This window comes from Xanthomonas sp. NCPPB 3200, from assembly GCF_056393585.1.
The window spans coordinates 962,750-986,639 of sequence record NZ_CM150785.1; the positions used below are offsets into that span (position 1 = coordinate 962,750).

The 23,890-nt window shown below is 66.6% G+C and carries 19 protein-coding genes, 1 other RNA gene and 1 riboswitch; of the genes, 14 read left to right on the top strand and 6 right to left on the bottom strand.

Going from position 1 to position 23,890, the window contains the following annotated elements; all coding sequences use genetic code 11:
* The first annotated feature begins 96 nt into the window (after window positions 1-96).
* The 3 genes from AC06DU_RS04025 to AC06DU_RS04035 all read left to right on the top strand — a co-directional run bounded on the left by AC06DU_RS04025 (window position 97) and on the right by AC06DU_RS04035 (window position 2,079).
* Entirely contained in the window at window positions 97-465 is a 369-nt protein-coding gene (locus AC06DU_RS04025) for a VOC family protein (protein WP_016902193.1), read from the top strand.
* A gap of 151 nt (window positions 466-616) precedes the next feature.
* Complete coding sequence (locus AC06DU_RS04030; protein ID WP_349781331.1) at window positions 617-1,564, top strand: Nudix family hydrolase; 948 nt, start codon at window positions 617-619, stop codon at window positions 1,562-1,564.
* Complete coding sequence (locus AC06DU_RS04035; protein WP_478203638.1) at window positions 1,552-2,079, top strand: P-loop nucleotide/nucleoside kinase family protein; 528 nt, start codon at window positions 1,552-1,554, stop codon at window positions 2,077-2,079. Before AC06DU_RS04030 ends, AC06DU_RS04035 begins: the two co-directional genes overlap by 13 nt.
* A gap of 159 nt (window positions 2,080-2,238) precedes the next feature.
* On the opposite strand, the gene AC06DU_RS04040 is transcribed toward AC06DU_RS04035, so the two are convergent.
* Both AC06DU_RS04040 and metF read right to left on the bottom strand, forming a co-directional pair.
* Complete coding sequence (locus AC06DU_RS04040; RefSeq protein ID WP_349781333.1) at window positions 2,239-2,910, bottom strand: hypothetical protein; 672 nt, start codon at window positions 2,908-2,910, stop codon at window positions 2,239-2,241.
* 70 nt (window positions 2,911-2,980) lie between these two features.
* Window positions 2,981-3,808, bottom strand: a complete 828-nt coding sequence (gene metF, locus AC06DU_RS04045) for a methylenetetrahydrofolate reductase [NAD(P)H] (RefSeq protein WP_024938327.1) — start codon at window positions 3,806-3,808, stop codon at window positions 2,981-2,983.
* A 364-nt stretch (window positions 3,809-4,172) separates the two neighbouring features.
* Between metF and AC06DU_RS04050 the strand changes: the two genes are divergently transcribed.
* The gene (locus AC06DU_RS04050) at window positions 4,173-5,150 is read left to right on the top strand and encodes an NAD(P)H-quinone oxidoreductase (protein WP_104543330.1); all 978 of its coding nucleotides are present in this window, start codon (window positions 4,173-4,175) and stop codon (window positions 5,148-5,150) included.
* Window positions 5,151-5,517: 367 nt separating this feature from the next.
* Window positions 5,518-6,453, top strand: a complete 936-nt coding sequence (locus tag AC06DU_RS04055) for a Gfo/Idh/MocA family protein (RefSeq protein ID WP_065032058.1) — start codon at window positions 5,518-5,520, stop codon at window positions 6,451-6,453.
* A 131-nt stretch (window positions 6,454-6,584) separates the two neighbouring features.
* Here AC06DU_RS04055 and AC06DU_RS04060 read toward each other — a convergent pair whose 3' ends face one another.
* Window positions 6,585-7,955, bottom strand: a complete 1,371-nt coding sequence (locus AC06DU_RS04060) for an alpha-amylase family protein (protein ID WP_024938324.1) — start codon at window positions 7,953-7,955, stop codon at window positions 6,585-6,587.
* 383 nt (window positions 7,956-8,338) lie between these two features.
* Here AC06DU_RS04060 and AC06DU_RS04065 point away from each other — a divergent pair, with 383 nt between their 5' ends.
* Window positions 8,339-8,884, top strand: a complete 546-nt coding sequence (locus tag AC06DU_RS04065; protein WP_065032056.1) for a DUF2058 domain-containing protein — start codon at window positions 8,339-8,341, stop codon at window positions 8,882-8,884.
* Between the two features lie 57 nt (window positions 8,885-8,941).
* Window positions 8,942-9,499 carry a DUF3228 family protein gene (locus tag AC06DU_RS04070; protein ID WP_478203640.1) on the top strand — a complete coding sequence of 186 codons (558 nt, stop codon included), beginning with the start codon at window positions 8,942-8,944 and terminating at the stop codon, window positions 9,497-9,499.
* A gap of 263 nt (window positions 9,500-9,762) precedes the next feature.
* On the opposite strand, the gene AC06DU_RS04075 is transcribed toward AC06DU_RS04070, so the two are convergent.
* The 3 genes from AC06DU_RS04075 to ahcY all read right to left on the bottom strand — a co-directional run bounded on the left by AC06DU_RS04075 (window position 9,763) and on the right by ahcY (window position 12,103).
* On the bottom strand, window positions 9,763-10,068 hold the full coding sequence (locus AC06DU_RS04075) for a hypothetical protein (RefSeq protein ID WP_065032055.1): 306 nt from the start codon (window positions 10,066-10,068) through the stop codon (window positions 9,763-9,765).
* A 16-nt stretch (window positions 10,069-10,084) separates the two neighbouring features.
* The gene (locus AC06DU_RS04080) at window positions 10,085-10,333 is read right to left on the bottom strand and encodes an SHOCT domain-containing protein (protein ID WP_065032054.1); all 249 of its coding nucleotides are present in this window, start codon (window positions 10,331-10,333) and stop codon (window positions 10,085-10,087) included.
* 327 nt (window positions 10,334-10,660) lie between these two features.
* Window positions 10,661-12,103 (bottom strand): adenosylhomocysteinase, encoded by a 1,443-nt coding sequence (gene ahcY, locus AC06DU_RS04085; protein ID WP_016902210.1) that lies wholly within the window; start codon window positions 12,101-12,103, stop codon window positions 10,661-10,663.
* Window positions 12,104-12,134: 31 nt separating this feature from the next.
* A riboswitch (S-adenosyl-L-homocysteine riboswitch) is annotated at window positions 12,135-12,248 on the bottom strand.
* Between the two features lie 189 nt (window positions 12,249-12,437).
* On the opposite strand from ahcY, the gene AC06DU_RS04090 reads away from it, so the two are divergent.
* The 7 genes from AC06DU_RS04090 (at window position 12,438) to AC06DU_RS04120 (ending at window position 23,671) form a co-directional block, all read left to right on the top strand.
* Window positions 12,438-14,912, top strand: coding sequence for a S9 family peptidase (locus AC06DU_RS04090; protein WP_478204363.1), 2,475 nt, complete (start codon window positions 12,438-12,440; stop codon window positions 14,910-14,912).
* 400 nt (window positions 14,913-15,312) lie between these two features.
* Complete coding sequence (gene ppc, locus AC06DU_RS04095; protein WP_478203641.1) at window positions 15,313-18,027, top strand: phosphoenolpyruvate carboxylase; 2,715 nt, start codon at window positions 15,313-15,315, stop codon at window positions 18,025-18,027.
* A 124-nt stretch (window positions 18,028-18,151) separates the two neighbouring features.
* Window positions 18,152-18,724, top strand: a complete 573-nt coding sequence (locus AC06DU_RS04100; protein WP_016902213.1) for a TetR/AcrR family transcriptional regulator — start codon at window positions 18,152-18,154, stop codon at window positions 18,722-18,724.
* Window positions 18,721-19,758 carry a DUF4105 domain-containing protein gene (locus tag AC06DU_RS04105; protein ID WP_167763046.1) on the top strand — a complete coding sequence of 346 codons (1,038 nt, stop codon included), beginning with the start codon at window positions 18,721-18,723 and terminating at the stop codon, window positions 19,756-19,758. Before AC06DU_RS04100 ends, AC06DU_RS04105 begins: the two co-directional genes overlap by 4 nt.
* Window positions 19,755-21,779, top strand: a complete 2,025-nt coding sequence (locus AC06DU_RS04110; protein ID WP_478203642.1) for an alpha/beta fold hydrolase — start codon at window positions 19,755-19,757, stop codon at window positions 21,777-21,779. Before AC06DU_RS04105 ends, AC06DU_RS04110 begins: the two co-directional genes overlap by 4 nt.
* Before the next feature lie 325 nt (window positions 21,780-22,104).
* Entirely contained in the window at window positions 22,105-23,307 is a 1,203-nt protein-coding gene (locus AC06DU_RS04115; protein WP_478203643.1) for an OmpA family protein, read from the top strand.
* 287 nt (window positions 23,308-23,594) lie between these two features.
* Window positions 23,595-23,671: non-coding RNA, sX9 sRNA (locus AC06DU_RS04120), on the top strand.
* Window positions 23,672-23,890 lie beyond the last annotated feature (219 nt).

The following is a 23,890-nucleotide window of genomic DNA, read 5'->3' on the forward strand; positions in this document are numbered from 1 at the left end:
TTCTTGTGGCGCCAACGGCGCCCGCCGCATGCAGGCGTCTCCGCCGGTGCCACTGCGGGGCGTATGCTCGATCCATATCCTGCGTGGAGTGCGGTCATGGCGTTGCTATCCAGCCAGCAATTGAAGGTGTTCGTGCCTGCGCGCGACTACGCGGTGTCGCAGCGGTTCTATCGCGCGCTGGGCTTCGTGCAGGAGGACGAGGTAGGCAATGTGACCTGCTTCCGGCATGGCACGCATTGCGCATTCCTGCTGCAGGATTTCTATCTGCGCGAACTGGCCGAGAACCTGATGCTGCACCTGTGGGTGGACGATGCCGACAGCTGGTGGCAGCACGTGCACGACACCGGCCTGGGCGCGCAGTTCGGGGTGAGCTGCAGCGCGCCGGAAGATCGGCCGTGGGGCGCACGCGATTTCACCTTGCACGATCCCAGCGGCGTGCTCTGGCGCATCGGGCATCCGCTGTAGGCGTGAATCGTGAATCGGGAATCGGGAATCGGGAATGGGGAATTGCAAAGGCGGGCATGGTGCCTGCTTCAACCGATTCCCGATTCCCGAATCTCCATTCCCCGCCGCCAAGCGATTGCACTGAACGGCTCACTCGCGGCACTCTTGTGCCATGCCTGATTCTCTAAGATCCATCCACGTCGTTGCCGGCGTGATCACTGACGCCCGCGGCCGCATCCTGCTGACCCGCCGTACCGAAACCCGCGACATGCCCGGCCTGTGGGAGTTTCCGGGTGGCAAGCGCGAACCTGGCGAGACCTCCGAACAGGCATTGGTGCGCGAACTCAACGAAGAGCTCGGTATCGAGGCGCAGGTCGGCGAGTGGCTGATGGACGTGCCGCAGTTGTACCCGGACAAGCGGCTGCGCCTGGAAGTGCGCCACATCACCGCATGGAAAGGCAGCCCGCGCGGCCGCGAAGGCCAGGCGATGACCTGGGTGGCCGCCGACAAGCTGACCCGTTATTCGATGCCGCCGGCCGATGTGCCGGTGGTCGGTGTGCTGCGCCAGCCCGACCGCTATCTGATCACGCCCGAGCCGGCCGATGACGTGCTGTGGCTGGAAGGTCTGGAGCGTGCGCTGCAGGAGGGCATCACGCGCATCCAGTTGCGTGCGCGGCAGGCCGAACCGGCGCGCTGGCAGGCCTTGCTGCAGCAGGTGATGCGCCTGCGTGGCCGTGCGCGCGCGCAACTGCTGCTCAACCGTAACATCGCACTGGCCGGCGAACTCGGCATCGGCGTGCATCTGGGCGCGGAGCAACTGGCCAGCCTGCAGCAGCGCCCGTTGCCGGCCGAGCAGCCGGTCGCCGCTTCCTGTCACGGGCTGGAAGACCTGCGCCACGCCCAGCGTCTTGGCTGCGATTTTGCGGTGCTGGGCCCGGTGCAGGCGACCGCGTCGCATCCGGGTGCAATACCCCTGGGATGGGATGGATTCGAACGCTTGCGCGAGCAGGTCTCCTTGCCGATCTACGCACTCGGTGGCATGCAGGTCGGCGACCTGCTTGAAGCCCGTTCGCATGGCGCACAAGGCATCGCGGCGATTCGCGCGCTGTGGCCGCAGTGACCCTGCAGTCAGCGATCTTGGTGGTGTTCGGCGGATTGCCGGGCGTCGGCAAAAGTTCCATTGCCCAGGCGCTACTGACGCAATGCACTGCGTTTTATTTGCGTATCGATACGATCGAGCAGTCACTACGCGAAAGTGGTGCACTCGCCAACGATGTCGGAGCAGCGGGCTACATGACCGCTTACGCACTTGCCGAGGCCAATCTGCAACTGGGTCACGTGGTGGTCGCCGATTGCGTGAACCCGTTGCCGGTCACCCGTGAAGCGTGGCGCGATGTAGCTCGTCGTGCACGGAGCCGCTTGCTGGAGATCGAGGTAGTGTGCAGCGATCGCAACGTGCATCGGCAGCGCGTGGAATTGCGGCAAAGCGACGTGGTCGGATTGCGCGTGCCGGGGTGGGCCTCCGTGCTCGCGCATGATTACGTGGCCTGGACCGAGCCGCACTGGGTGATCGACAGCGCCGTGCTGAGCCCGCAGCAGGCGGTCACGCAGATCATGGGCCGGCTTGTCGCATAGCCTGCAAGCGTCACCTATGAGGCATGAGGTTCGGGGTCTCTGAGCCGATACGCTCACTGCCTCGCAGCCCACACCACCATCGTCACCATCACCGATTGCCGGGGCAATGCGCCGTCGCATGTACTTGGCCGCTGCAATCCGCTTACGCCGGGCGCTGCGCTAAAACGTCACCCAGAAGCAGTTGTACTGCCGGCGCAGCCGCAACACGCTGCTTGCGGGCGCACCGCTGGCGAGGTTCTGTTCCAGGCGCAGGCCCCAGGGCCGCGGGCGGCTTGGCGGTGCCGGGAGTGGGGCGTCGATGGCGCTGCCGTCCAGGGATGGAGCCGCTGCCGTGCCGGCATCGGCTTCCCAGGTCGGCGGATCGCGTTGCGGGTACATCGGCACGATGTCCAGCAATGGGCGTTGCACGATCGCCTCCAGCCGGCTCAGCACTTGGTTGGCAGCGGCGTCGGACTGGCCGCTCCACAGGTAGAGGCTGGAGAGCCGATTGACGTCGCGGCTGTCCACCGCCAGTTGCAGCAACGACACCAGTTCGCTCAGCCGGCGCGGGCAGCCGTAGCGATGCAGGCCGGTGTTGCCCTGCGTGCGCGCGGCCGGCGGCGGGCGCGCCGCGGCGCCGACATCTTCGCAGCGGCGGTCGGTGAACATGGTCTGCCCGTCCGCTGTCACGCAGCGACGGATCTCCTGCGCCTGCACGCGCGTGGCCGGGCACAGGCAGAACAACAGCAGCAACGGCAGCAGGAGGCGAGGCATCGGCGCAGCGTAACGGGGCCTGCGTGAGCCGGCGAGCAACGCGCCGGGACCGAAAGAGCTTGCACGGCGTTTGCGCATCACACGCGCGTTTGCCAGTGATGTGCCCGCACAGATACGCCTGCCGAGGGCATGGCTGCGAGCGGCTGGCTCAGCGCCCGAGCAGCTGCAGCACCTGCGTGGTCGGCTTGGCCAGGTTGAGCGTGTAGAAGTGCAGGGCAGGCGCGCCGCCGGCGATCAGGCGCTCGCACACGGTGGCCACCACTTCCGCACCGAAGGCGCGCACCGCATCGGCATCGTCGCCGTAGGACTGCATCTTCTTGCTGATCCAGCGCGGAATTTCCGCACCGCATTGCTCGGAAAAGCGCCGCAACTGCGAGAAATTGGAGATCGGCATGATGCCGGGGATGATCGGGATCTCCACGCCCATGCGCTGCACGGCGTCGCGGAAATGAAAGTACGCGTCGGCGTTGTAGAAATACTGGGTGATTGCGGCATCGGCGCCGGCATCCACCTTGGCCTTGAAGTAACGCAGATCGCTCAGCGCGTCGGTCGCCTGCGGATGGGTTTCCGGATACGCACCGACCTCGATCCGGAACGCGTCGCCGTGCTCGGCGCGGATGAAGGCGATCAGGTCCGAGGCGTAACGTAGGTCGCCCGGATGGCCCATGCCCGAGGGCAGGTCGCCGCGCAGCGCGACGATGCGGGTACAGCCGATCGCGCGATACAGCTTGAGCAGCTCGCGGATCTCCTGGCGGCTGCCGCCGACGCAGGACAGATGCGGGGCGGCTTCGAAACCGTGCTTCTGCTTGAGGTGACGCACCGTCTCGGAGGTGTAGCTGAGCGTGGAGCCGCCGGCACCGAAGGTGCACGACACGTATTCCGGCGCGTAGCCCTTCAGCCTGGCCGCCGTGCGGTCCAGCTGGGCGCGCTGGTCGTCGGTCTTGGGCGGGTAGAACTCGAAACTGAGATGCGTCATCGCGGCGGGTCCGGCGGATCGTACTGGCATAATATCGCTTCATCGCGATGAATGCATATTTGGTTGCGGGTGTCCTGCATTCGGTTACCTCGCGTGCTGTCAGCGGAATGACGGCGCGATCTGCGGGGACCTGCAGGCGCTTGCCGCGCGGCGGCGAGCGAAGCCTTGCCTTGCAGCGGGCAGGCGAATCGCGTTTGTCGCCGCACTGGTTTCACGCGTGATGCCGGTCATCGCGTGGTTGCTTACCGTGACTTGGCGGAGACAGTGGTTGCGCTGCGCCTGCGTGCCATGTCGCGAGCGGGCTTGCGCCGGACGTTGACGCGGGCAGCTCTACACTGGGTGCACTTTCTACGGAGTGCTGCGCATGAGCGATACCACGATGACTGCAATCGCCATACGCGATGGCAAGGGCGATGCGGATGCACTGTACGCCAGCGAGCAGCCGCGCCCGCGTCCGGCGCCGGGGCAGGTGCTGATCCGCGTGCATGCGGCCGGGATCAATCGTCCCGATCTGCTGCAGCGTGCCGGCCACTATCCGCCGCCGCCCGGCGCGCCGCAGACGCTCGGGCTGGAAATCGCCGGCGAGATCGTGGAGCCGGCCGGTCGCTGGAAGGTCGGCGATCGGGTGTGTGCACTGCTGGGCGGTGGCGGATACGCACAGTACGCAGCGGTCGACGCGCGGCATGTGCTGCCGATTCCGCCTGGCATGGATCTGGCGCATGCCGCGGCGCTGCCGGAAACCATCTTTACCGCGTACACCAACCTGTTCGAGCATGGCCGGCTGGCGGCCGGGGAATGGCTGCTGCTGCATGGCGCCACGTCCGGGATCGGCGTGACTGCGATCCAGATGGCCAAGGCCGCCGGTGCGCATGTGCTGGCGACTGCGCGTTCGGCAGGTAAGGCGGCGCAGGCGCGCGAACTGGGTGCCGATGTGGCGATCGACTCCACCACCGAATCGTTTGTCGACGTGGCCAAGGCGCACGGCGGGGTGGATGTGTCGCTGGACATGGTGGGCGCTGCGGTATTCGCCGACACCCTGGAGGCGCTCAACCCACGCGGGCGCATCGTCTACATCGCCTCGCAGGCCGGCTCGACCATCGAGGTGCCGATCCCGCTGCTGATGCGCAAGCAGGCCATCCTCACCGGCTCGACGCTGCGCCCGCGCAGTGCCGACGAAAAGGCGCGCCTGGCCGCGGAAGTGGAGCGCGTGGTGTGGCCGTGGATCGCGCAGGGCAAGCTGCGCGTGCTGCTCGACAAGCGCTTCCCGCTCAACGAAGCCGCTGCAGCGCACCGCTATCTGGAGCAGGGCAGCCACCTGGGCAAGGTCGTGCTGGAGATGTGAGCGCATCGCAAGGCGCATGCAGGTCGCTCTGTCTGCAGCCGGCGTCGCAGGCTTGGCCATACATCGGCCGCAGCCCGGGCGCCCCACCGTAGCCGCCGAGTGCTCCAGCGCGACCAGGTGGAAGGCCACGAACGGCAAGGCGTGCCGTGCAGTTGCACCGATGCAGCATGGCGGCTCCTGCACGGCCACCGGGCGGCGCAGGTATAGCAAAACAAGCAGGAGCGATGTCTCGCAGCGAACCGCAGCGTGACCTTACACTGCGCCGTTGCGTGCGCGTGCAGCGCGCCGCTGCCGCAGTGTCCGTGCATGCGCCCGAAACGGGCGATCGCGCGGGTCCCGCCACGTCCCTATCAGCCCGAAGGTTTCGATGAAGCATCCAGACGCATTGCGCATTGCCCTTGTCGGCATCGGCAAGATCGCCCGCGACCAGCACGTGCCCACCATCGCCGCGCGTGCCGATGTGCAGCTGGTGGCCACGGTGAGCCGGCATGGCACGGTCGATGGAGTGCCGGCCTACCACAGCCTGGAAGAGGCCTTCGCGGCGCATCCGCAGATTGAAGCGGTGGCGCTGTGCACGCCACCGGTCGGGCGGCACGCGCAGGCACAGGCCGCGCTGGCCGCCGGGCGCCATGTGTTCCTGGAAAAACCCCCGGCCGCCACCCTGGCCGAGATCGACGATCTGCGCGTGTTGGCGCAGCGTGCGCAACGCAGCCTGTTCACCAGCTGGCATTCGCGCTGCGCCGCTGCCGTGGAGCCTGCGCGGGCGTGGCTGGCCGACAAGCAGATCCTGCGCGCGCATATCACCTGGAAGGAAGACATTCGCCATTGGCACCCGGGCCAGGACTGGATCCTGGAGCCGGGCGGCATGGGCGTGTTCGACCCCGGCATCAATGCGCTGTCCATCGTCACGCATCTGCTGCCGCGCCCCTTCGCGCTGCGCGAAGCGGAGTTGCACACGCCGGAAAATCGCCAGGCACCGCTGTACGCCAGGCTCGGTTTTGTCGATACCGCAGGGGTGCCGGTAACGGCGGAACTGGATTTTCTGCAGACCGGCCATCAGCGCTGGGATATCGAAGTGGACACCACCGATGGCCTGCTCATGCTCAGTGAGGGCGGTGCCAGGCTCAGTATCGATGGCCAGCCGCAGCCAGTGGAAGCCGCCGGCGAATACGACGGCTTGTACCGGCGTTTCGTGCAGCTGGTGCGCGCCGGCGAATCGGAGGTGGATGTCACCCCGTTCGTGCATGTGGCCGATGCGTTCATGCTCGGCGCGCGCAAGGTCACCGCGCCGTTCGCCTGGTAGCCGGTCGCACCATCCAACGTGTTGCAGCACCCACAACACCGGCGATAAGCCGGTGTTTTTTGTGTCAAAGGCTGGGTGTCTTTGAGACGTGCTTCAACCACGCAGCGGACGCCTCGTGCTGGCCAGACAGCTCAGCGGCGCCACATGCGTGCACCGCGCGCCGGCAGCGTGAAGGTGTAGGAGCCGCTGGAAATACGCACCACGCTGCCCGAGCCCAGTGCATCCACATAATCCGCATTCCAGTACAGCACGCTGCCATTCATCGCCACAGTGGTGGTGACCGGATTGCCGCACTTGTTGATGCCGACAATGCCCAGGCTGCCGCGCCGGAACAGCACATGGCAGGAGCTGGACGACAGCACCTGCATGTCGCTGCCCTGCACGCCGTTGTGGAAGCCGATCATGCGGCGCAGGTCGTCGCGCAGATAGGCGTTGACCCAGCGGTTGTCGCCGCTTTCGTTGTTGTCGGTGTAGACCATCGGCATGCCGCCGTTGCGGCCGATCAGATACGCGTATGCCAGCGTCTCGTCGACGGGGTCGAGGATGGCGTAGCGGAAGCCAGCATTGTTGGGGATGTCATGGGTGACGGCGAAGGTCACCGCGCGATTGCCCGGCAAGGCCTGTCCGGTGGACGCGGGATCCACCAGCTGCTGCAGGCTGGCGCCAATGGCGAATGCATTGCGCACCGCGTTGAACAACGGGAAGTCGTAGGCCGCATGCGGTGTGGACTGCAGGTACGGCGCCAGGAACTGGTCGTAATCGCCATTGCCGCTACCGCCGCCGGTGATCACTTCGCCGAACACATACACGCCGGAACGAATGCCCGCATCGAAGACCCGATTGAGATGGTCGAAGCTCATATGCTTGGCCGCATCGACACGGAAGCCGGTCACACCCAGGCCCTTCAGCGCTTGCAGATAGGCGCGCTGCTGCTGCACCACCCAATCGTTGCCGACCAGGTCGGGCAGGCCCGGATCGCTGCCGCCACCGCAGATGCGATAGGTGCGCACCTGGTAGGCGTCGTTGTAGTTGGTGATGCACTGGGCCGGACCGAAATCGCTGGCGCTCAGGAAATTCGATTGCAAGGTGCCGAACAGACGCAAGGTGTCGTAACGGCCTGGATTCGCAGCGTATTGCGCGAGCACGGCGCTGCCGGGGTAGTTGAGATCCGAGCGTGTCGCGGCCTCGTTGGCCATGTGGTTGAGCACCACGTCGGCATAGGTTTCCACGCCGTTATTGGCCAGCGCCTGCACCATGCGCGAGAACGCTGCGGTGTCGCCCAGCGGGCCATCGATCACGCGCAGATCCTGCGGCTGGTAGCGTGCCCACCACGCGCTGCCTTGCGAGCGATAGGCGGGAGCGACCAACACCTTGCGATAGCCGGCATCGGCAATCTGCTTGGCGCGTGCCTCTACGGTGGCATACGGCCAATTGAAGGCATGCAGGATCACATCGGCCTGCACATTGGCGGTGGTCAGCAGCAGCACCAGCGCGGCGAGCAGCAGCCGCGAGCTGCGTTGAAGCCGTGAGGGTAGGAGTGGAGTGTGCGTATCGCGCATCGGATGGATCTCCAGTCGGTAAGCGCGAGCACACGCATGCTGTGCGATGCCCGCATCAAGGCCTCCGGCCCCTGTTCCGGAAAGCGCGCGCACGGCGTGCAGCGCGCGGTGATGCTAAGCGTGCATCGCGGCGCAACATCGCTATTGTGCATACGTATTCAATGTGAGTACCTGCAAAAACCCCGATGCAGGTCGCGCTTTGCGCGGTGCCGGTGGATCGCGGTACCGCGGTACGGCGCGGTGCTGCAGCCGGGGCGGGCTTGGGCAGTCAGGCTGGGTGGCGCGGGGCGCGGTAAACTGGGCGCACATTCACCGGTTCCCCTCCCATGCGCAATCCGCTGCAAGAACAACTGCTCAAGGCCGGCCTGGTCAAGAAGGCCCAGGTGGACAAGGTCGCGCGCGAGCAGAACAAGCAGCGTCATGCCAAGGGCGCGGCCGTGGTGCCGGCCGAGGTCGACAAGGTGGACGCGGCGCGGCTACAGGCCGAGCGTGCCGAGCGCGATCGCGCGCTGGCCGAGGAACGCAAGCTGCAGCAGCGGCGGCAGGAAGTGCTGGCCCAGGTCCGGCAGATCGTCGAGACCAACAAGGTCAAGCGCGATGGCGAGATCGACTACCGCTTCAACGACGGCCGCGTCATCCGCAGCGTGCTGGTCAATCCCACGCTGCGCAGCCAGCTGGCCAGCGGGGCGCTGGTGATCGTGCGGCATGGCGATGGCTTCGAGCTGATTCCGCGCGCGGCCGCCGACAAGGTCTACAGCCGCGATGCGGACACTGTGGTGCTGGATCATGGCCATAGCAGCACGCCTCCGGCGCCGGACAGCGACGACGACTACTACAGCCAGTTCAAGGTGCCGGACGATCTGATCTGGTAAGTGGCCGCATGGCAGGGCTGCAGGCTACCCTGGCGTTCTTTGCCACCCACCACCGTCATGTCCATCGTTCTCACACCGTTTGCCCGCACCCGTCTGTTTCCCCGCGATGGTCGTCGCAACGCCATCCAGGACTGCACGCCCGAGCAGTTCATCCAGCGGCTCAATGAAGAGGCGCCGGTGCGCGTGATCGAAGGCTATGCGCCGTTCTGCCAGCTGCATGTGCACCGCAACTGGACCTCGACGCGCTGCCTCACTGCACCGATCACCGACGACAACCGCCACCAGCTGCGCTCCGGCTACGAGGCACGCAGCACGCAGGAGTTACCGGTGCTGGTGCGCTGGTTCGAAGGTGTGGAGCCACCGGTGGCGACGTATCTGCTGCCGATCCTTTATAGCCGCGATCAGCTGGCCAAGGAGGGCGCGTCGATCGACGCCGACTGGGGCGTGGTCGGTTGCCTCTACACCACCGAGCCGGAAGAAATTCCGATGGCGCCCATCACCATGCTGCGCAATGCACTGGGCGTGGACGAGGGCGGCTCGGGTGTGGCACTGGATCGCGATGCGTACCGGCGCAGCGTTGCGTTCTGGGAACGCAATGCGAACTGGCGGCCGTAGCGGGCGGATAGCCACGGCGTGTCGTGCAATTCTTCCGCGCGGCAGGGAACGCAGCGCTGCTCTTGAACTCTGGCGTGGCAGTGCGGTGCCGCTCGCCACCGCGGGCGCTTGCTTTCGTCGAGCATAAAAACGTAGCTGCAGGTGGGACTGCAGAGCCGAGCAGCGTCTGCAGTTTTCGGACTTGCCGCAGCGCGACAGTCTCAAGCGCGGCATTGCGTGGATTGCACCGGATCAGCTGCCGGCACCCCTGGCGCAGATGCGTGCTAGCCGACGCCGAGCACGGGCATGTCCGGGGCGACCCATGCGACGGTAGTGATCGCGCCTTGCACCAGTCCCCGATCCCTGAGCTGCGCGAAGACGGCCGCAGGCGGCCAGCCCGCAGGTGCGTCGGCAAAGGGAAGCTGCAGTGATTGCAGCAGGCTGAGGATTTCGGCAAGTTCTTCAGAGCCCTTGAAGCTCAGACTGATGCGGTCTTGCATCGAACTGCCGCGCATCAGCAATGTCTGGCGCATGGCACTGTCGCAGATCACATGGACATGTTGATCCAGGACAGCGGAAACATGGTTCATGCGTTGCAGCCGCCGCTCAGATCTCGCTGAGGATATGGCTGCGGCGCTGTTGGTACTCCGCATCGGTGATCAATTGCTGAGACCTCAGCGTGTCCAGCTCCAGCAGTCTGGCTTGAGCGCTCTTTGGCGCTGCTGACCCTGTCGTTGCCACAGTCGATTTGCGCGACGCGCGCTTTGCGACCCAGACGATCAGGCTGATCACGGCAGCAATGCTGCAGAAGAAGAAAAGAACGATGATCCAGTGCCAGATGCTGAAGCCGCCCATGTTGGTTCCTTTTGACGATGGGTGTTACGTAGTGGTTGACCGGTCTTGCTGCCACGCAGGTAAGCCACAAGCCTTGCCCGAGTATCGCATACGGCAACAGCTGCCATGCCGACGGCAAGGCTACCCGGCGTGCTGGATTCCATGGTGCCTTGCTCGAGGCGTTGCATCCATGCGAGGCATGTCGATGCCGCAGGCACGAACGCAGATTGGTCGCCATGTGGGGCCGCTTGCACGCGGGGCCATCCAGCATCCTGCAAAGAAAACGGGCGCCTTGCGGCGCCCGTTCTGTTCAAGCGGTGACATGCGGGCAATCAACCGCCCGATTGATCAGTAGCGGTAATGATCCGGCTTGTACGGGCCGGCCACGTCCACGCCGAGGTAGTCGGCCTGGTCCTTGGTCAGGGTGGTCAGCTTGACGCCGATCTTTTCCAGGTGCAGACGTGCCACTTCTTCATCCAGGTGCTTGGGCAGGATGTAGACCTTCTTCTCGTAGCTGTCGCGCTTTTCCCACAGGTCGATCTGCGCCAGGGTCTGGTTGGCGAACGAGTTGGACATCACGAAGCTCGGGTGGCCGGTGGCACAGCCCAGGTTGACCAGCCGGCCGTCGGCCAGCAGGAAGATCGCATTGCCGTTGCCGAACACGTACTTGTCGACCTGCGGCTTGATGTTGATCTTTTCCACGCCCTTGAGTGCGTTCAGCGCATCGACCTGGATCTCGTTGTCGAAGTGGCCGATGTTGCAGACGATGGCCTGGTCCTTCATCGCCTGCAGGTGCTCGACGGTGATGATGTCCTTGTTGCCGGTGGTGGTGACGTAGATGTCGCCGCGGCCCAGCGTGGATTCGATGGTGTTGACCTCGAAGCCTTCCATCGACGCCTGCAGGGCGCAGATCGGATCGATCTCGGTGACGATCACGCGGGCACCGTAGGCACGCAGCGAGGCGGCACTGCCCTTGCCGACGTCGCCGTAGCCGCAGACCACCGCGACCTTGCCGGCCAGCATCACGTCCATCGCGCGCTTGAGGCCATCGGCCAGCGACTCGCGGCAGCCGTACAGGTTGTCGAACTTGCTCTTGGTGACCGAGTCGTTGACGTTGATGGCCGGGATCAGCAGCTTGCCGGCTTCGGCGATCTGGTACAGGCGGTGCACGCCGGTGGTGGTCTCTTCGGAGACGCCCTTCCAGTCCTTGACCACGCGGGTCCAGTAACCCGGACGCTCGACGGCCACGCGCTTGAGCAGCGCCTTGATCACGCCTTCCTCGTGCGAGGAGGCCGGCTCGTCGACCCAGGTGGAGCCGTTTTCGAGCTCATAGCCCTTGTGGATCAGCAGGGTGACGTCGCCGCCGTCGTCCACCACCAGCTCCGGGCCGGTCTGGGTGCCGTCGGGCAGGGTGAAGGTCAGCGCGTCCAGGGTGCAATCCCAATACTCTTCCAGCGTCTCGCCCTTCCAGGCGAACACCGGCGTGCCGGAGGCGGCGATCGCGGCGGCCGCGTGGTCCTGGGTGGAGAAGATGTTGCACGAGGCCCAGCGCACGTTGGCGCCGATGTCCTTGAGCGTTTCGATCAGCACCGCGGTCTGGATGGTCATGTGCAGCGAGCCGGTGATGCGTACATCCTTCAGCGGCTTGGTCTGCGCATGCTTGCGGCGGATCGACATCAGGCCCGGCATCTCGTGCTCGGCGATGTCCAGCTCCTTGCGGCCCCAATCGGCCAGGGAGAGGTCGGCGATCTTGTAATCGGTATGTGGGGCGATTTTCGTGACAGCGTTCATGCAATAGCTCCGGTAAGCAGACCAATGTCTGCAATGCGGGGCGCCGTTGAACGATGAATGCTTGTCGAGCCTGGCCGTATTTCCTGCACTTTTCGTGCAGTTGGCGGATCAGTCCGCCATACCGGTCGCAGCGCCCCTCGACGAGAGCGTTGATTATATCGGCAGCACCCCCCTCCGGCATGAATTGGCCGGCTTGAAGTGGCACGCGCCCCAACCAACGGCAGGGGAGCGGGGGAGCGCGTGGCTGCTATGGTCCGGAGTCGATCGACACTGGGGATGGACAATGCAGGCGACACCCGATGCACGGCACGGCAGGCGGCAGCAGCGATGGGCCCTGGCAGGCGTACTGGCGCTGAGCGCACCACTGGCTGCGGCCGCAGCCGTCGCGTCGGCTGGCCCGCCTGCCGCTGCGGCAAGCACTGGCTACCAACTGCCCTCCAAGGCGCTGCAGGCAGTGGTGGACGCCCCGCGCGCGCCGCTGCTGCACCTGTCGCCCAAACGCGACCTGGGCGCGATGGTGCAGTTGCCGGCGTTGCCGGACATCGCCGAGGTGGCCCAGCCCGAACTCAAGCTGGCCGGCCTGCGCATCCATCCCCAAACCTTTGCCAGCAGCCGGTTCTCCTTTGCCGACAAGCTGTGGCTGCTGTCGGTGGCCGACGGCAGCGAGCGGCAGATCGCCGGGCTGCCGTCACCACTGTCGCTGGCCACGTTGAGCTGGTCGCCGGATCAGCGCTACTTGGCGTTCCGCCGCGAGGACGCGGCCAGCGGTGCCAACGAGCTGTGGCTGGTGGACGTGGCGGCCGGGCAGGCGCGGCGTCTGGTGGCCGGTTTGAACACCAGCGTCAACGACGATCTGCGCTGGTTGCCCGATGGCAGCGGTCTGCTGCTGCAGCAGCAAGTGGCCGGGCAGGGCGCGCCGCCCACCCGCGATGCGGTGCCGGACGGCCCGGCGATCCAGCAGACCAGCGCCGCTGCCGGCGTGCGCTCGCTGCCGACCTATCAGGACCTGCTGCGCAACGAGGCCGATGCGCGCGTGTTCGAGTATTACGCCACCGGCCAGCCCATCATCGTCAGCGTGAGCGGGCAGGTGCGCCCGATCGCCACGCCCGGCATCTATCTCAATCTGTCGGTGTCGCCGGATGGCCGTTACATCCTGAGCGAACGCAGCGAACGGCCGTTCTCGTATCTGGTGCCAGTGGACAACTTCGCACGCCGTATCGAGGTGCTGGACCTGCAGGGCAAGCTGGTGCGCCAGATCGCCCGGCTGCCATTGGTGGAAGGCCTGCCGACCGGCAACGATGCCGTGCCCACCGGCGTGCGCGACATTGCCTGGCGCGTCGATGCGCCGGCCACGCTGGTCTGGGCCGAGGCGCAGGACGGCGGCGACCCGGCACGCGAGAGCAAGGTCCGTGATGCGGTAATGATGCAGGCTGCGCCATTTACGCGTGCGCCGGTCACGCTGGCGCAACTGGGCAGCCGCTTCGAAGGCATCCAGTGGGGCCGCGGCGATCTGGCCATCCTCAGCGAAAGCTGGTGGAAGACCCGCCGTACCAAGCAGTGGCGTATCGCACCGGACCAGCCGCAGCGCGCGCCCGAATTGCTGTGGGACCGCTCCTCGCAGGACCGCTACAACGATCCCGGCACGCCGGCGACCGTGGCCGACGGCAAGGGCCGCACGCTGCTGCAGACCGGTGCCGATGGCAACAGCCTGTTCCTGCTCGGCAAGGGCGCCTCGCCGGAAGGCGACCGCCCGTTCGTGGATCGCTTCGATCTGCAGAGCAGACGCGCCACGCGCCTGTTCCATTCGCAGGCGCCGAGCTATTCCGCACCGCTGGCATTGCTGGATGCGCAAGGCACGCAGTTGCTGCTCAGCCGCGAGTCGCCTGAGGAGCCGGCCAACTATGTGGTGCAGGCATTGGGCGATGCAGCGCCTGCGCCGCGTGCGTTGACGCATTTCGCCCATCCGCTGCCGCAGTTGCGTGGCGTGCAGAAGGAGCAGATCCGCTACAAGCGCGCCGATGGCGTGGACCTCACCGCCACGCTGCTGCTGCCGCCCGGTTACGACCCCAAGCGCGACGGCCCGCGGCCGCTGCTGATGTGGGCTTATCCGGGCGAGTTCAAGAGTGCCGACACCGCCAGCCAGGTCACCGACTCGCCCTATCGCTTCAACGCGATCAGCTACTGGGGGCCGCAGGCGTTTCTGGCGATCGGCTATGTGGTGCTCAACAACCCGACCATGCCGATCGTCGGCGAAGGCGATGCCGAACCCAACGACACCTATGTGCCGCAGCTGGTCGCCGATGCGCAGGCCGCGGTGGACGAAGTGGTGCGGCGCGGGGTCACCGACCGCGAGCACATCGCCATCGGCGGGCACTCCTACGGCGCCTTCATGACCGCCAACCTGCTCGCGCACACGCGGCTGTTCAAGGCCGGCATCGCACGCAGCGGTGCCTACAACCGCACGCTCACCCCGTTCGGCTTCCAGGCCGAGGAGCGCAACTACTGGCAGGCGCAATCGGTGTATCAGGCGATGTCGCCGTTCAACTACGCCGACAAGATCAAGGATCCGCTGCTGTTGATCCACGGCCAGGACGACAACAACACCGGCACCTTCCCGATCCAGAGCGAGCGCATGTTCGCCGCGATCAAGGGCCTGGGCGGTAACGCGCGGCTGGTGCTGCTGCCCAACGAATCGCATGCGTATCGTGCGCGGCAGTCGATCCTGCAGATGCTGGCCGAGAGCGAGCAGTGGTTGAAGACCAATCTCGGCGAGCCGGTGAAGGAGACCGGCGCGACGCGCACGCGTTGATCGGTGGTGCGCTGGCACCGGTAGGAGCGCGCTTGCGCGCGATGGGGCTTTATCGATAACGCCTCGTCGCGCCCGGGTGCGCTCCTACGGCGAATGCGTCCGCCTCGCGTCCCGGGAAGATTCGCTGCGCCGTCCACACGATTGGCGCGATCACCGGTAGGAGCGCACCCGGGCGCGACGCAGCATGACCAGGACCGCCACCTCGCGTAGCAGCGGACCTGTCCGCGATGGGGCATCACCGGGAAAGCCCCATCGCGCGCCAGCGCGCTCCTACGAGGGCCATCGGCAGGGAGCGCCAGCACACGATGGTTGGTGTTGAAACCGTCGTGCCGGTCGCGATCATCTAATCCTTTTGGGTTAGTCTTCGACGACTTTGCGCTTGAGAGGGTGTGCGTTTCCGATGAACGAGTACCGCAGCAGTCTTGTGTTCGCTACCCCCGATCTTGCCTTGCGCGACGATGTGCGTCGGCTCGGTGCACTGGTCGGTGACCTGCTCGCCGAGCAGGTCTCTGCGGAATTTCTCGATGAGATCGAACGCGTCCGCACCACGGCGATTGCGCGCCGCGAGAGCGATGCCCCGCCGTCGACGCTGAGCGAGCAGCTGGCCGGGCGCGAGCCGCGCGACGCCGAATCGCTGGTGCGCGCCTTCAGCACCTATTTCCAGGTGGTCAACATCGCCGAGCGCGTGCACCGCATCCGCCGCCGCCGCGAATACCAGCGCAGCGGCACCGACACGCCGCAGCCGGACGGGTTGCACGATGCCTTGCGCCGGCTCAAGGCGCAGGGCGTGACGCTGGACGAACTCAGCGAGTGGTTGCCGCGGATCGACGTGGAGCCGGTGTTTACCGCGCATCCCACCGAGGCGGTGCGCCGCGCGCTGCTGGAAAAAGAGCAGCTGATGGTCGCCAGCCTGGTCGACAACCTGGACGGCATGCGCACGCCCAACGAGCGCGCCACCGACGCGGCGCGCTTCCGCATGGCCTTGACCGCGTCCTGGCAGACCGCCGACTCCTCGCCGGTGCGCCCCACCGTGGAGGACGAGCGCGAGCATGTGGGCTTCTATCTCACCCAGGTGCTGTATCGCGTGGTCCCGGTGATGTACGAAACTCTCGAACACGCCATCGAAGAAACCTACGGCAGCGTGCCGACCCTGCCGCGGCTGCTGCGCTTCGGCACCTGGGTCGGCGGCGACATGGACGGCAACCCCAACGTGGATGCCGTCACCATCGCCGGCACGCTGGATGCGCAACGGCGTGCGGTGCTGGACCGTTATCAGAAGGAACTCTGGCAACTGGCCAGTCTGCTCAGCCAGTCGACCACGCTGGTGGCGGTGAGCCCGGCATTGAGCGAGCAACTGCAGCGCTACCGCGCGCTGTTGCCGGAGGACGCCGCACGCTCGCGTCCGCGCCACGGCGACATGCCGTACCGGCTGCTCAACGATCTGATGCGCGCGCGCCTGCAGGCCACGCTGGACGATGCCGAGGGTGCCTACGCCAGCCCGTCCGAGCTGGAACACGACCTGCAATTGATCCTGGACAGCCTGCAGGCCAACAAGGGCCTGCACGCCGGTTGGTTCGCGGTGCGCCGCCTGTTGTGGCGTGTGCGCACCTTTGGTTTCCACCTGGCGCGGCTGGATGTGCGCCAGGAATCGAGCGTGCATGCGCGTGCGGTGGCCGATGCACTCGGCCAGGCGGATTGGGATGAACAGGAGGCCAGGCAGCGCGCTGCATTGCTCGGTCCGTATGCAGCCGGCGAGCAGGCATTGCCGCGCGTGGATGACGAAGGCAATGCGCGGCTGGATGCGGTGTTTGCCGCGCTTGCCGATGCGCGCAGCCGCCACGGCGCCGATGCGCTGGGCAGCTACATCATCTCGATGGCGCACAACCGCGCCGACGTGCTCACCGTGCTGGCGCTGGCGCGCCGTGGCGGCCTGGTCGACGACACCGGCGCAGTGCCGCTGGATATCGTGCCGCTGTTCGAAACCGTGGACGATCTGCGCGGCGGTACCGGCACCGTGCAGGATCTGCTGGCCGACCCGGTCTACCGCCAGCATCTGGCCGCGCGCGGCGATACGCAGATGGTGATGCTGGGGTATTCGGACAGCGGCAAGGACGGCGGCATCACCGCCTCGCGCTGGGGGCTGCAGCGCGCGCAGGTGGAACTGCTCGAAGCCGCCGCCGAGCTGGGCGTGCGGCTGACCTTCTTCCATGGCCGCGGTGGCTCGATCGCACGTGGCGGCGGCAAGACCAGCCGCGCGCTGGATGCCGCACCGCGCGGCAGTGTCGATGGCCGGCTGCGCGTGACCGAGCAGGGCGAGGTGATCCATCGCAAGTACGGCATCCGTGCCCTGGCGCTGCGCTCGCTGGAACAGATGACCGGCGCGGTGCTGCTGTCCAGCCTGCGCCCGCGTGCGCCCGAGCCACGCGAGGATCGTTGGCGGCCGGTGATGGACCTGGTCGCCGAACGCAGCACCGTGGCGTATCGCGCCTTCGTCGGTGCGCCGGATTTCATGCAGTACTTCCGCCGCGCCACGCCGATCGATGTGATCGAACGCATGACGCTGGGCTCGCGCCCGTCGCGCCGGCTCGGCCAGGACGCGGCGTTGTCCAACCTGCGCGCGATTCCGTGGGTGTTTGCCTGGAGCCAGGCGCGTGCGGTGATCCCTGGCTGGTACGGCGTGGGCAGCGGCCTGCAGGCGGCGGTGGATGCCGGGCACGAAGACACCTTGCGCGAGATGGCGCAGGACTGGCCGTTCTTCCGCACCTTTCTCGACGACGTGGCGATGGTGCTGTCCAAGGGCGACCTCACCATCGCCGAGCTGTTCTCGCGGCTGTCGGGGGAACTGCACGAGCGGTTCTTCCCGGGCATCGGCGCCGAGCTGGCGCTGACCAAGGGCTGGGTGAAGGCATTGACCGGCCAGCAGTCGCTGCTGCAACACGACCCGCGGCTGGCCTTGTCGATCCGCCTGCGCAACCCCTACATCGACCCGATCAGCGTGCTGCAGGTGGACCTGCTGCAACGCTGGCGTGCCACCGATGGCGAGGACGACGAACTGCTGCGCGCGCTGGTCGCCTGCGTCAACGGCGTCTCGCAAGGCGTGCAGAACACCGGCTGATCCGGTTCGCTGATTGGACCGTCGGATTCGATGGTCCAATCCGATCCGACCGTTGGTCGGAGAGGGCGCGGAATCGACAAGCGGACTCTGGTGTAACCGGACAAATCTGTCCGATAATGCCGCGATGACGACTTCCCGCCCTGATGCCGCGCTGCGCCGCCGGCAGATACTCGATGCCGCCGACGAAGTGTTCAGCGAACACGGCGTCAATGCCCCGCTGGAACTGGTGGTCGAGCGTGCCGGCCTTGGCCGCGCCACGTTGTACCGCAATTTCCCCGACCGGCTCGCGCTGATGACCGCGCTGATGACCCGCGGCCTGGATGGCCTGGAGCGGCTGGCCGCCGATCTGGCCGAGCGCCCGGACGGACTGGCCGTGCTGCTGCACGACGTGGCCGAGCACATCGCCCAGTCCGCGCCGCTGGTGGATTTCTGGCGGTCCATCGAACGCGCGCACCCGGCGGTGGAAACCGCCGACCGGCGCGTGGTGAGCATCTTCCTGCCATTCGTGCACCGTGCCCGCGACGCGGGCCTGTGCCGTGCCGATGTCGACGACGAACAGCTGCTGCTGGTGATCGACATGCTGGGCAGCTGCCTGCGCGGCAATGACGAGTCCGAACGCAAACGCCTCGCCCATCGTTCGGCCGATCTGTTGATGCACGCATTGGGCATGCAGGTGCCGGAAGGCGGCACCCGATGAAATCGGCCACGCGTTCGCGCATCGGGCGCTGGACGTTGCGGGGGGCGCTGGTGCTGGCCGCGCTCTGGGGCGGGCTGGCGATCTATTTCGCACTGACCGGCAATGCGTTCGTGCGCGCGGCGTGGGTGGGTTCGTGGTGCGCGATGGCAATCGCGGCGTTGTGGGGCCTGCGCCGTGGCCGCGAGAACTGGGCCTTGGTGGGCATCTTCAGTGCGGCGTTTGCGGTGCTGGCGGTGTCGTGGTGGATGATGCAGCCCAGCCAGGACCGCGACTGGGCCGACGATGTCGCCCAGCGCCTGCGGCCCGAGGTGCACGGCAACATCGTCACGCTGCACAACGTGCGCAATTTCGACTGGCATAGCGAAACCGACTACCAGCCGCGCTGGGAAACCCGCCAGTACGATCTGGACCGTCTGGTCAGTGCCGATCTGGCGCTGTCGTACTGGATGGGCCCGGCGATCGCGCACACCCTGGTGTCGTTCGGTTTCGACGACGGCTCGCACGTGGTGTTCTCGCTGGAAATCCGCAAGGAGCGCGACGAGTCGTTCTCGGCATTGGGCGGGTTTTTCCGCAGTTTCGAAGAGACCCTGGTAGCCGCCGACGAGCGCGACATCCTGCGCGTGCGCACCAATGTACGCGGCGAGGACATGTATCTGTATCGGCTGGCGATTCCCAAGGCCGGGCTGCGCCGCATGTTCATGGGCTACGTGGGCCTGGCCAACGACTTGAATCGCGCGCCGGCGTTCTACAACACGCTCACCAGCAACTGCACCACGATCGTGTTTGCGTTGGCGCGGCAATTGCAGCCCACATTGCCGCTGGATCATCGCCTGCTACTGTCCGGCTACGCCGACGCATACGCCTACGATCACGATGGGCTGATGCCCGGCTACGACTTCGCGACACTGAAGCAGCGTGGGCATTTCACCGCACGTGCGATCGCTGCCGACAAGGCGGCCGACTTCTCCGAGCGCATCCGCGCCGGCATGCCGCTTGCACCGGCGCCTGCCGCTACCGCGAGCGCACCCCGGTGATGCCGCGCTTGCGTGGATGTCGTACCGCTGCAGTGCTGGCGGGTGTACTAGCGAGCCTGTGGCTGAGTGGCTGCGCCATGGTCACGGTGCAATCGCACAGCAGCGGCGACTTCATCGCGCGCACGCGTGGCGATGTGCTCAGCACTGGCGCGTTGAGCCAGGCCAGCGGCGAGACGGTGCAGGTGGCCGGTCTGCAACCCAAGGCCTGCCGCAGCGACCCGATGCCCTGCCTGCAGCAACTCGCCACCGTGGCAGGCATCGGCGATGAGCGCCGGCTGGCAACGCAGGCCGAGCTATGGACCGCGCATGCGATTGCGCTGGGCGGGCGCGACCCGACAACCATGAGCGATGCCGCAGTCGATGCCTGGTTGGAGGCCGCGCGGCATGCGTACGCGTATCTGTTTTTCACCGATCGGGCGCCCAGCGCGCGTGCGTTCGAAAATCGCCAGACGCAGGTGCGCGACTACTACAACTACGCGGTGCAGCAGGTGATCGAACGCCTGTTCGCACGCGCGCAGCAGACCGGCCAGAGCGAGCGCGAGCCGACCAGCATAGGCCGCTGGCAGGTCGGTATCGACATGTCTGCATATCGGTTGCCGGGCGGCGGCAACACGCCGCGCGCGATCTTTGCCGCCTCGGCATTGCGCTTCGATGGGCTGCGCAGCACGTATCGACGCGACGGCTTCGGCGCCGAACTGGTGGCCGAGGTGGACCCGCAGGTGGTCGGCGACCCTGCCGGACTGGCCTTGCAACAATCTGCTGCCGCTGTCGCGACACCTGAGCGTCCACTGCCCACCTTCAGCGAGATGCCGTATGCACCGGCAACGCTGCTGCTGCGCTTCGAGGGCGATACGCTGGATGCGGTGCTGCGCGGTCGTGCCGTCACCGTGGTGCCTTACGACCCGTATCGCCAGAACGAAGTGGTACTGCATGGCCAGCGCGTGCCGCTGGCGGCCAACTTCACCGCCGCGTACGGCCTGTGGCTGGCCAGGTCCGGGTTTGCCGCGCAGTCCCTGCGCTCGATGCTGGGCAGCGCGCGCGGCATCGACCGCCCGCATCTGTATCTGATGCAGCCCTACGACCCGAACCGACGCGTGCTGCTGATGCTGCATGGCCTTGCCAGCAGCCCGGAAGCCTGGGTCAATGTCGCCAACGAAGTGATGGGCGATGAAGCACTGCGCCAGCGCTACCAGATCTGGCAGGTGTACTACCCCACCAATGCGCCGGTGGCGGTCAACCGCGCCGAAATCCAGGCTCTGGTGGAGCGCAGCCTGCAGCACTTTGATCCGTCCGGCACGGCGATCGCATCGCACGACATGGTGTTGATCGGCCACAGCATGGGCGGGGTGATCGGGCGCCTGCTGGTGTCTTCGTCGGGCGAGCGCCTGTGGAATTCCCTGCTGGAAGACTACCGGCTGGACGGCGAGCGCGGCGCACGCGTGCGCGCGAAGCTGTCGCCGTTGCTGCATTTTTCGCCAATGCCGCAGGTCGACCGCGCCATCTTCATCGCCGCGCCGCACCGCGGCACGCCCCTGGCCGAAGGTGGGCTCGGGCGCTTCGTCGGCCGCCTGGTGCGTTTGCCGATCGCCTTGCTGGATCGCTTCGGCGATGTGTTTCAGGATCTGGCCAGCAGCGAGCGGCGCGCGCAAGGCGACGACCCGCGACGCAAGCGGCGCCTGCTGCCGCCGACCAGCATCGACAACCTGCGCGATACCGACCCGTTCGTGCGCGCCAGCATGGACCTGCCGATCTCCCCGCAGGTGCATTACCACACCATTGTCGGACGCGAAAAACCGCAGGTGCCGCTGGCCGAGTCCGACGATGGCCTGGTGCCGTATCGCAGCGCGCATCTGGACGGTGCCGAGTCGGAGCTGGTGGTGACCTCCTGGCATAGCGTGCAGGAAACCCCGCAGGCGATTCTGGAGATTCGCCGCATCCTGCACGAGCAGCTGCAAGCCGAAGCGGCAGACACAAACCAGGCGCAGGCCGCGCGTCCGGCTGCGACGCCTGCGACGTTCTGAGTGCGCTGCACCCTCGCTGGAAGGTGTGGCTACTAGTCACGCACCGCGGGGTGTGGAGTTTGTCCGCTGCCAATGCGCACCATTGTCCGGTACGCGTCCCGGCGTTGCGATCGCTCACGCCTGGGCCGGCAAACCTGGGCAACACGCGGTCATCCGGTGGGTGCGGACGACGCGCAGGAGGCGGAGTGCACGAGCATGCCGATCCCGGCACCGACCGCACTGCCTGACGGTCGCGCAGTCGTTGCGTTGGCCGCGTTTAGCGCGTTGTTTACCTGGCCCGTGCTATCAGGCGGTTCTCGAACACGCTCGAACCAGGGAAGACGCAATGCGCAAGACGCTGTCGGCAGTGATCTGGGTGCCTTTGCTGCTGGCCGGTTGCGGCCGCGGCGAAGGTCAACGCGAGGCAGCCGACCCTGCGGGCGCCACGCCGCCGGCAGCGCAGACCGCAGCGCCTCCATCCGCATCGCCACCGGTCGCCGATGAAGCGGTGCCCGAGTTCCCGGCCATCCCGTCGATCGTGGTGCCGGAGATTGCTGGCGTGACCCCGGCGCAGCGCGCACTGGAAGCCTCGCTGCAGGACATTCTGGACCCGATCGAAGGCGTCAGCGTGACGCCGGCACGTTGCGGCGATGGCGGCAGCCTGATCAACGACGCCGGCATCACCAGCGTCGATGCCAACGGCAATCTGCTGCGCAACGGCGACGGCGGGCTGTTCCACCTCAAGGCCGATGGCAGCGGTACCGCCAACTTCGACGGCGGCCTGATCCGCGTCAATGCCGATGGCAGCGGCACCATCAATGCCAGCGGCGCCGGGGGCGACGACGCGATCATCCAGGTCCAGGCCAGCGGCGCCGGCACCTACAACGGCCCGGCCGGCCTGATCAGTCTGGATGGCAAGGGGGCAGGCACCTGGAACAGCGACAAGAGCGGCTTGGTCGACAACCACGGCGATGGCAGCGGCACCTGGAACGGCCCGCGCGGTCTGATCACCATCAACGCCGACGGCTCGGGAACCTGGAACGGCCCGGACGCACTGGTGCAGAACCGCGGCAATGGCACCGGCACCGTCGGTACCCCGCCGCGCGAAGTGCGCATGCCGCCGCTGCCGAAGGTGCCGCCGGCCGGGCGCTTCCCGCTGCTGCAGAAGTTCGCACTTCCCGGCGCACCGTGCGGCTATCTGATCACCTTGAACGAGCGCATCCTGTTCGACTTCGACAAGGCCGAAATCCGCCCCGACGCCGCGCGCGTACTCGACGTGCTGGCGGCCGCACTCGGCAAGGTCAGCGCCAAGGACATGGAGGTTCGCGGGCATACCGATGCCAAGGGCAGCGACGCCTATAACCAGGCGCTGTCCGAGCGCCGCGCCGAGGCGGTGCTGGCCGCATTACGCACCCGCGGTGCCGCGCAGTCGGCCGGCGCAAAAGGCTATGGCGAATCGCAACCGGTGGCACCCAATACGCTGGATGGACAGGACAACCCCGGCGGGCGACAACTCAACCGACGCGTGGAAATCTTCCTGCGCACCTGAGTGCGGGCCGATCTGCACGCATACAGTCGCATGCAGGCGCAGGAGCACGACGGTCCCGGATAGCTGGCGCGCCGCGCAGGCGTGTGTCGATGGACGGATGCCGGTCCACCTCATGTCAGCGCGGCGCGGCCTCGCGCAGTGCGTCCTGATGGTCGGTGCGTGGGTGATCTACTCAAAGCGGCGCACCATGCGGTGAGTTGCAGGTGGAAAAGACTGATGCCGCACTTCGAGCGGCCAACACACCGACTGCGCCGCCGGCATGCGGGGCGGCCGTGCTCGAAAGCATCACGGACCACTCGTACATTTCGATTCTGAGCGCGCCCTCCGCACCCACCTGACGACCGCCAGCGTTCTTGTGTTGGCCGCTCTGGTACCGCAACCGTGCGACTGCTTCGGAGCATTCATCGCCGCGTGGTGGCTACCCGGACATGTTGGATAAGTTCCGCCAGGTGTCGTCTGCCTTGCACATTGGCCCGGTAAATTCCGCGATGAACAACGGGATGACCAACGCGTATGGGTTCCAGGCAAGCGAAGAGAATGGGGCAGGGCGGTGAACAGACGCCCGCAGGCGATGACGGCAGCG

Coding starts and splice junctions, on each gene's coding strand:
- AC06DU_RS04025 (WP_016902193.1), top strand. CDS start 97: ATGGCGTTGCTATCCAGCCAGCAATTGAAGGTGTTCGTGCCTGCGCGC.
- AC06DU_RS04030 (WP_349781331.1), top strand. CDS start 617: ATGCCTGATTCTCTAAGATCCATCCACGTCGTTGCCGGCGTGATCACT.
- AC06DU_RS04040 (WP_349781333.1), bottom strand. CDS start 2,910: ATGCGCAAACGCCGTGCAAGCTCTTTCGGTCCCGGCGCGTTGCTCGCC.
- metF (WP_024938327.1), bottom strand. CDS start 3,808: ATGACGCATCTCAGTTTCGAGTTCTACCCGCCCAAGACCGACGACCAG.
- AC06DU_RS04050 (WP_104543330.1), top strand. CDS start 4,173: ATGAGCGATACCACGATGACTGCAATCGCCATACGCGATGGCAAGGGC.
- AC06DU_RS04055 (WP_065032058.1), top strand. CDS start 5,518: ATGAAGCATCCAGACGCATTGCGCATTGCCCTTGTCGGCATCGGCAAG.
- AC06DU_RS04065 (WP_065032056.1), top strand. CDS start 8,339: ATGCGCAATCCGCTGCAAGAACAACTGCTCAAGGCCGGCCTGGTCAAG.
- AC06DU_RS04070 (WP_478203640.1), top strand. CDS start 8,942: ATGTCCATCGTTCTCACACCGTTTGCCCGCACCCGTCTGTTTCCCCGC.
- AC06DU_RS04075 (WP_065032055.1), bottom strand. CDS start 10,068: ATGAACCATGTTTCCGCTGTCCTGGATCAACATGTCCATGTGATCTGC.
- AC06DU_RS04080 (WP_065032054.1), bottom strand. CDS start 10,333: ATGGGCGGCTTCAGCATCTGGCACTGGATCATCGTTCTTTTCTTCTTC.
- ahcY (WP_016902210.1), bottom strand. CDS start 12,103: ATGAACGCTGTCACGAAAATCGCCCCACATACCGATTACAAGATCGCC.
- ppc (WP_478203641.1), top strand. CDS start 15,313: ATGAACGAGTACCGCAGCAGTCTTGTGTTCGCTACCCCCGATCTTGCC.
- AC06DU_RS04100 (WP_016902213.1), top strand. CDS start 18,152: ATGACGACTTCCCGCCCTGATGCCGCGCTGCGCCGCCGGCAGATACTC.
- AC06DU_RS04105 (WP_167763046.1), top strand. CDS start 18,721: ATGAAATCGGCCACGCGTTCGCGCATCGGGCGCTGGACGTTGCGGGGG.
- AC06DU_RS04115 (WP_478203643.1), top strand. CDS start 22,105: ATGCGCAAGACGCTGTCGGCAGTGATCTGGGTGCCTTTGCTGCTGGCC.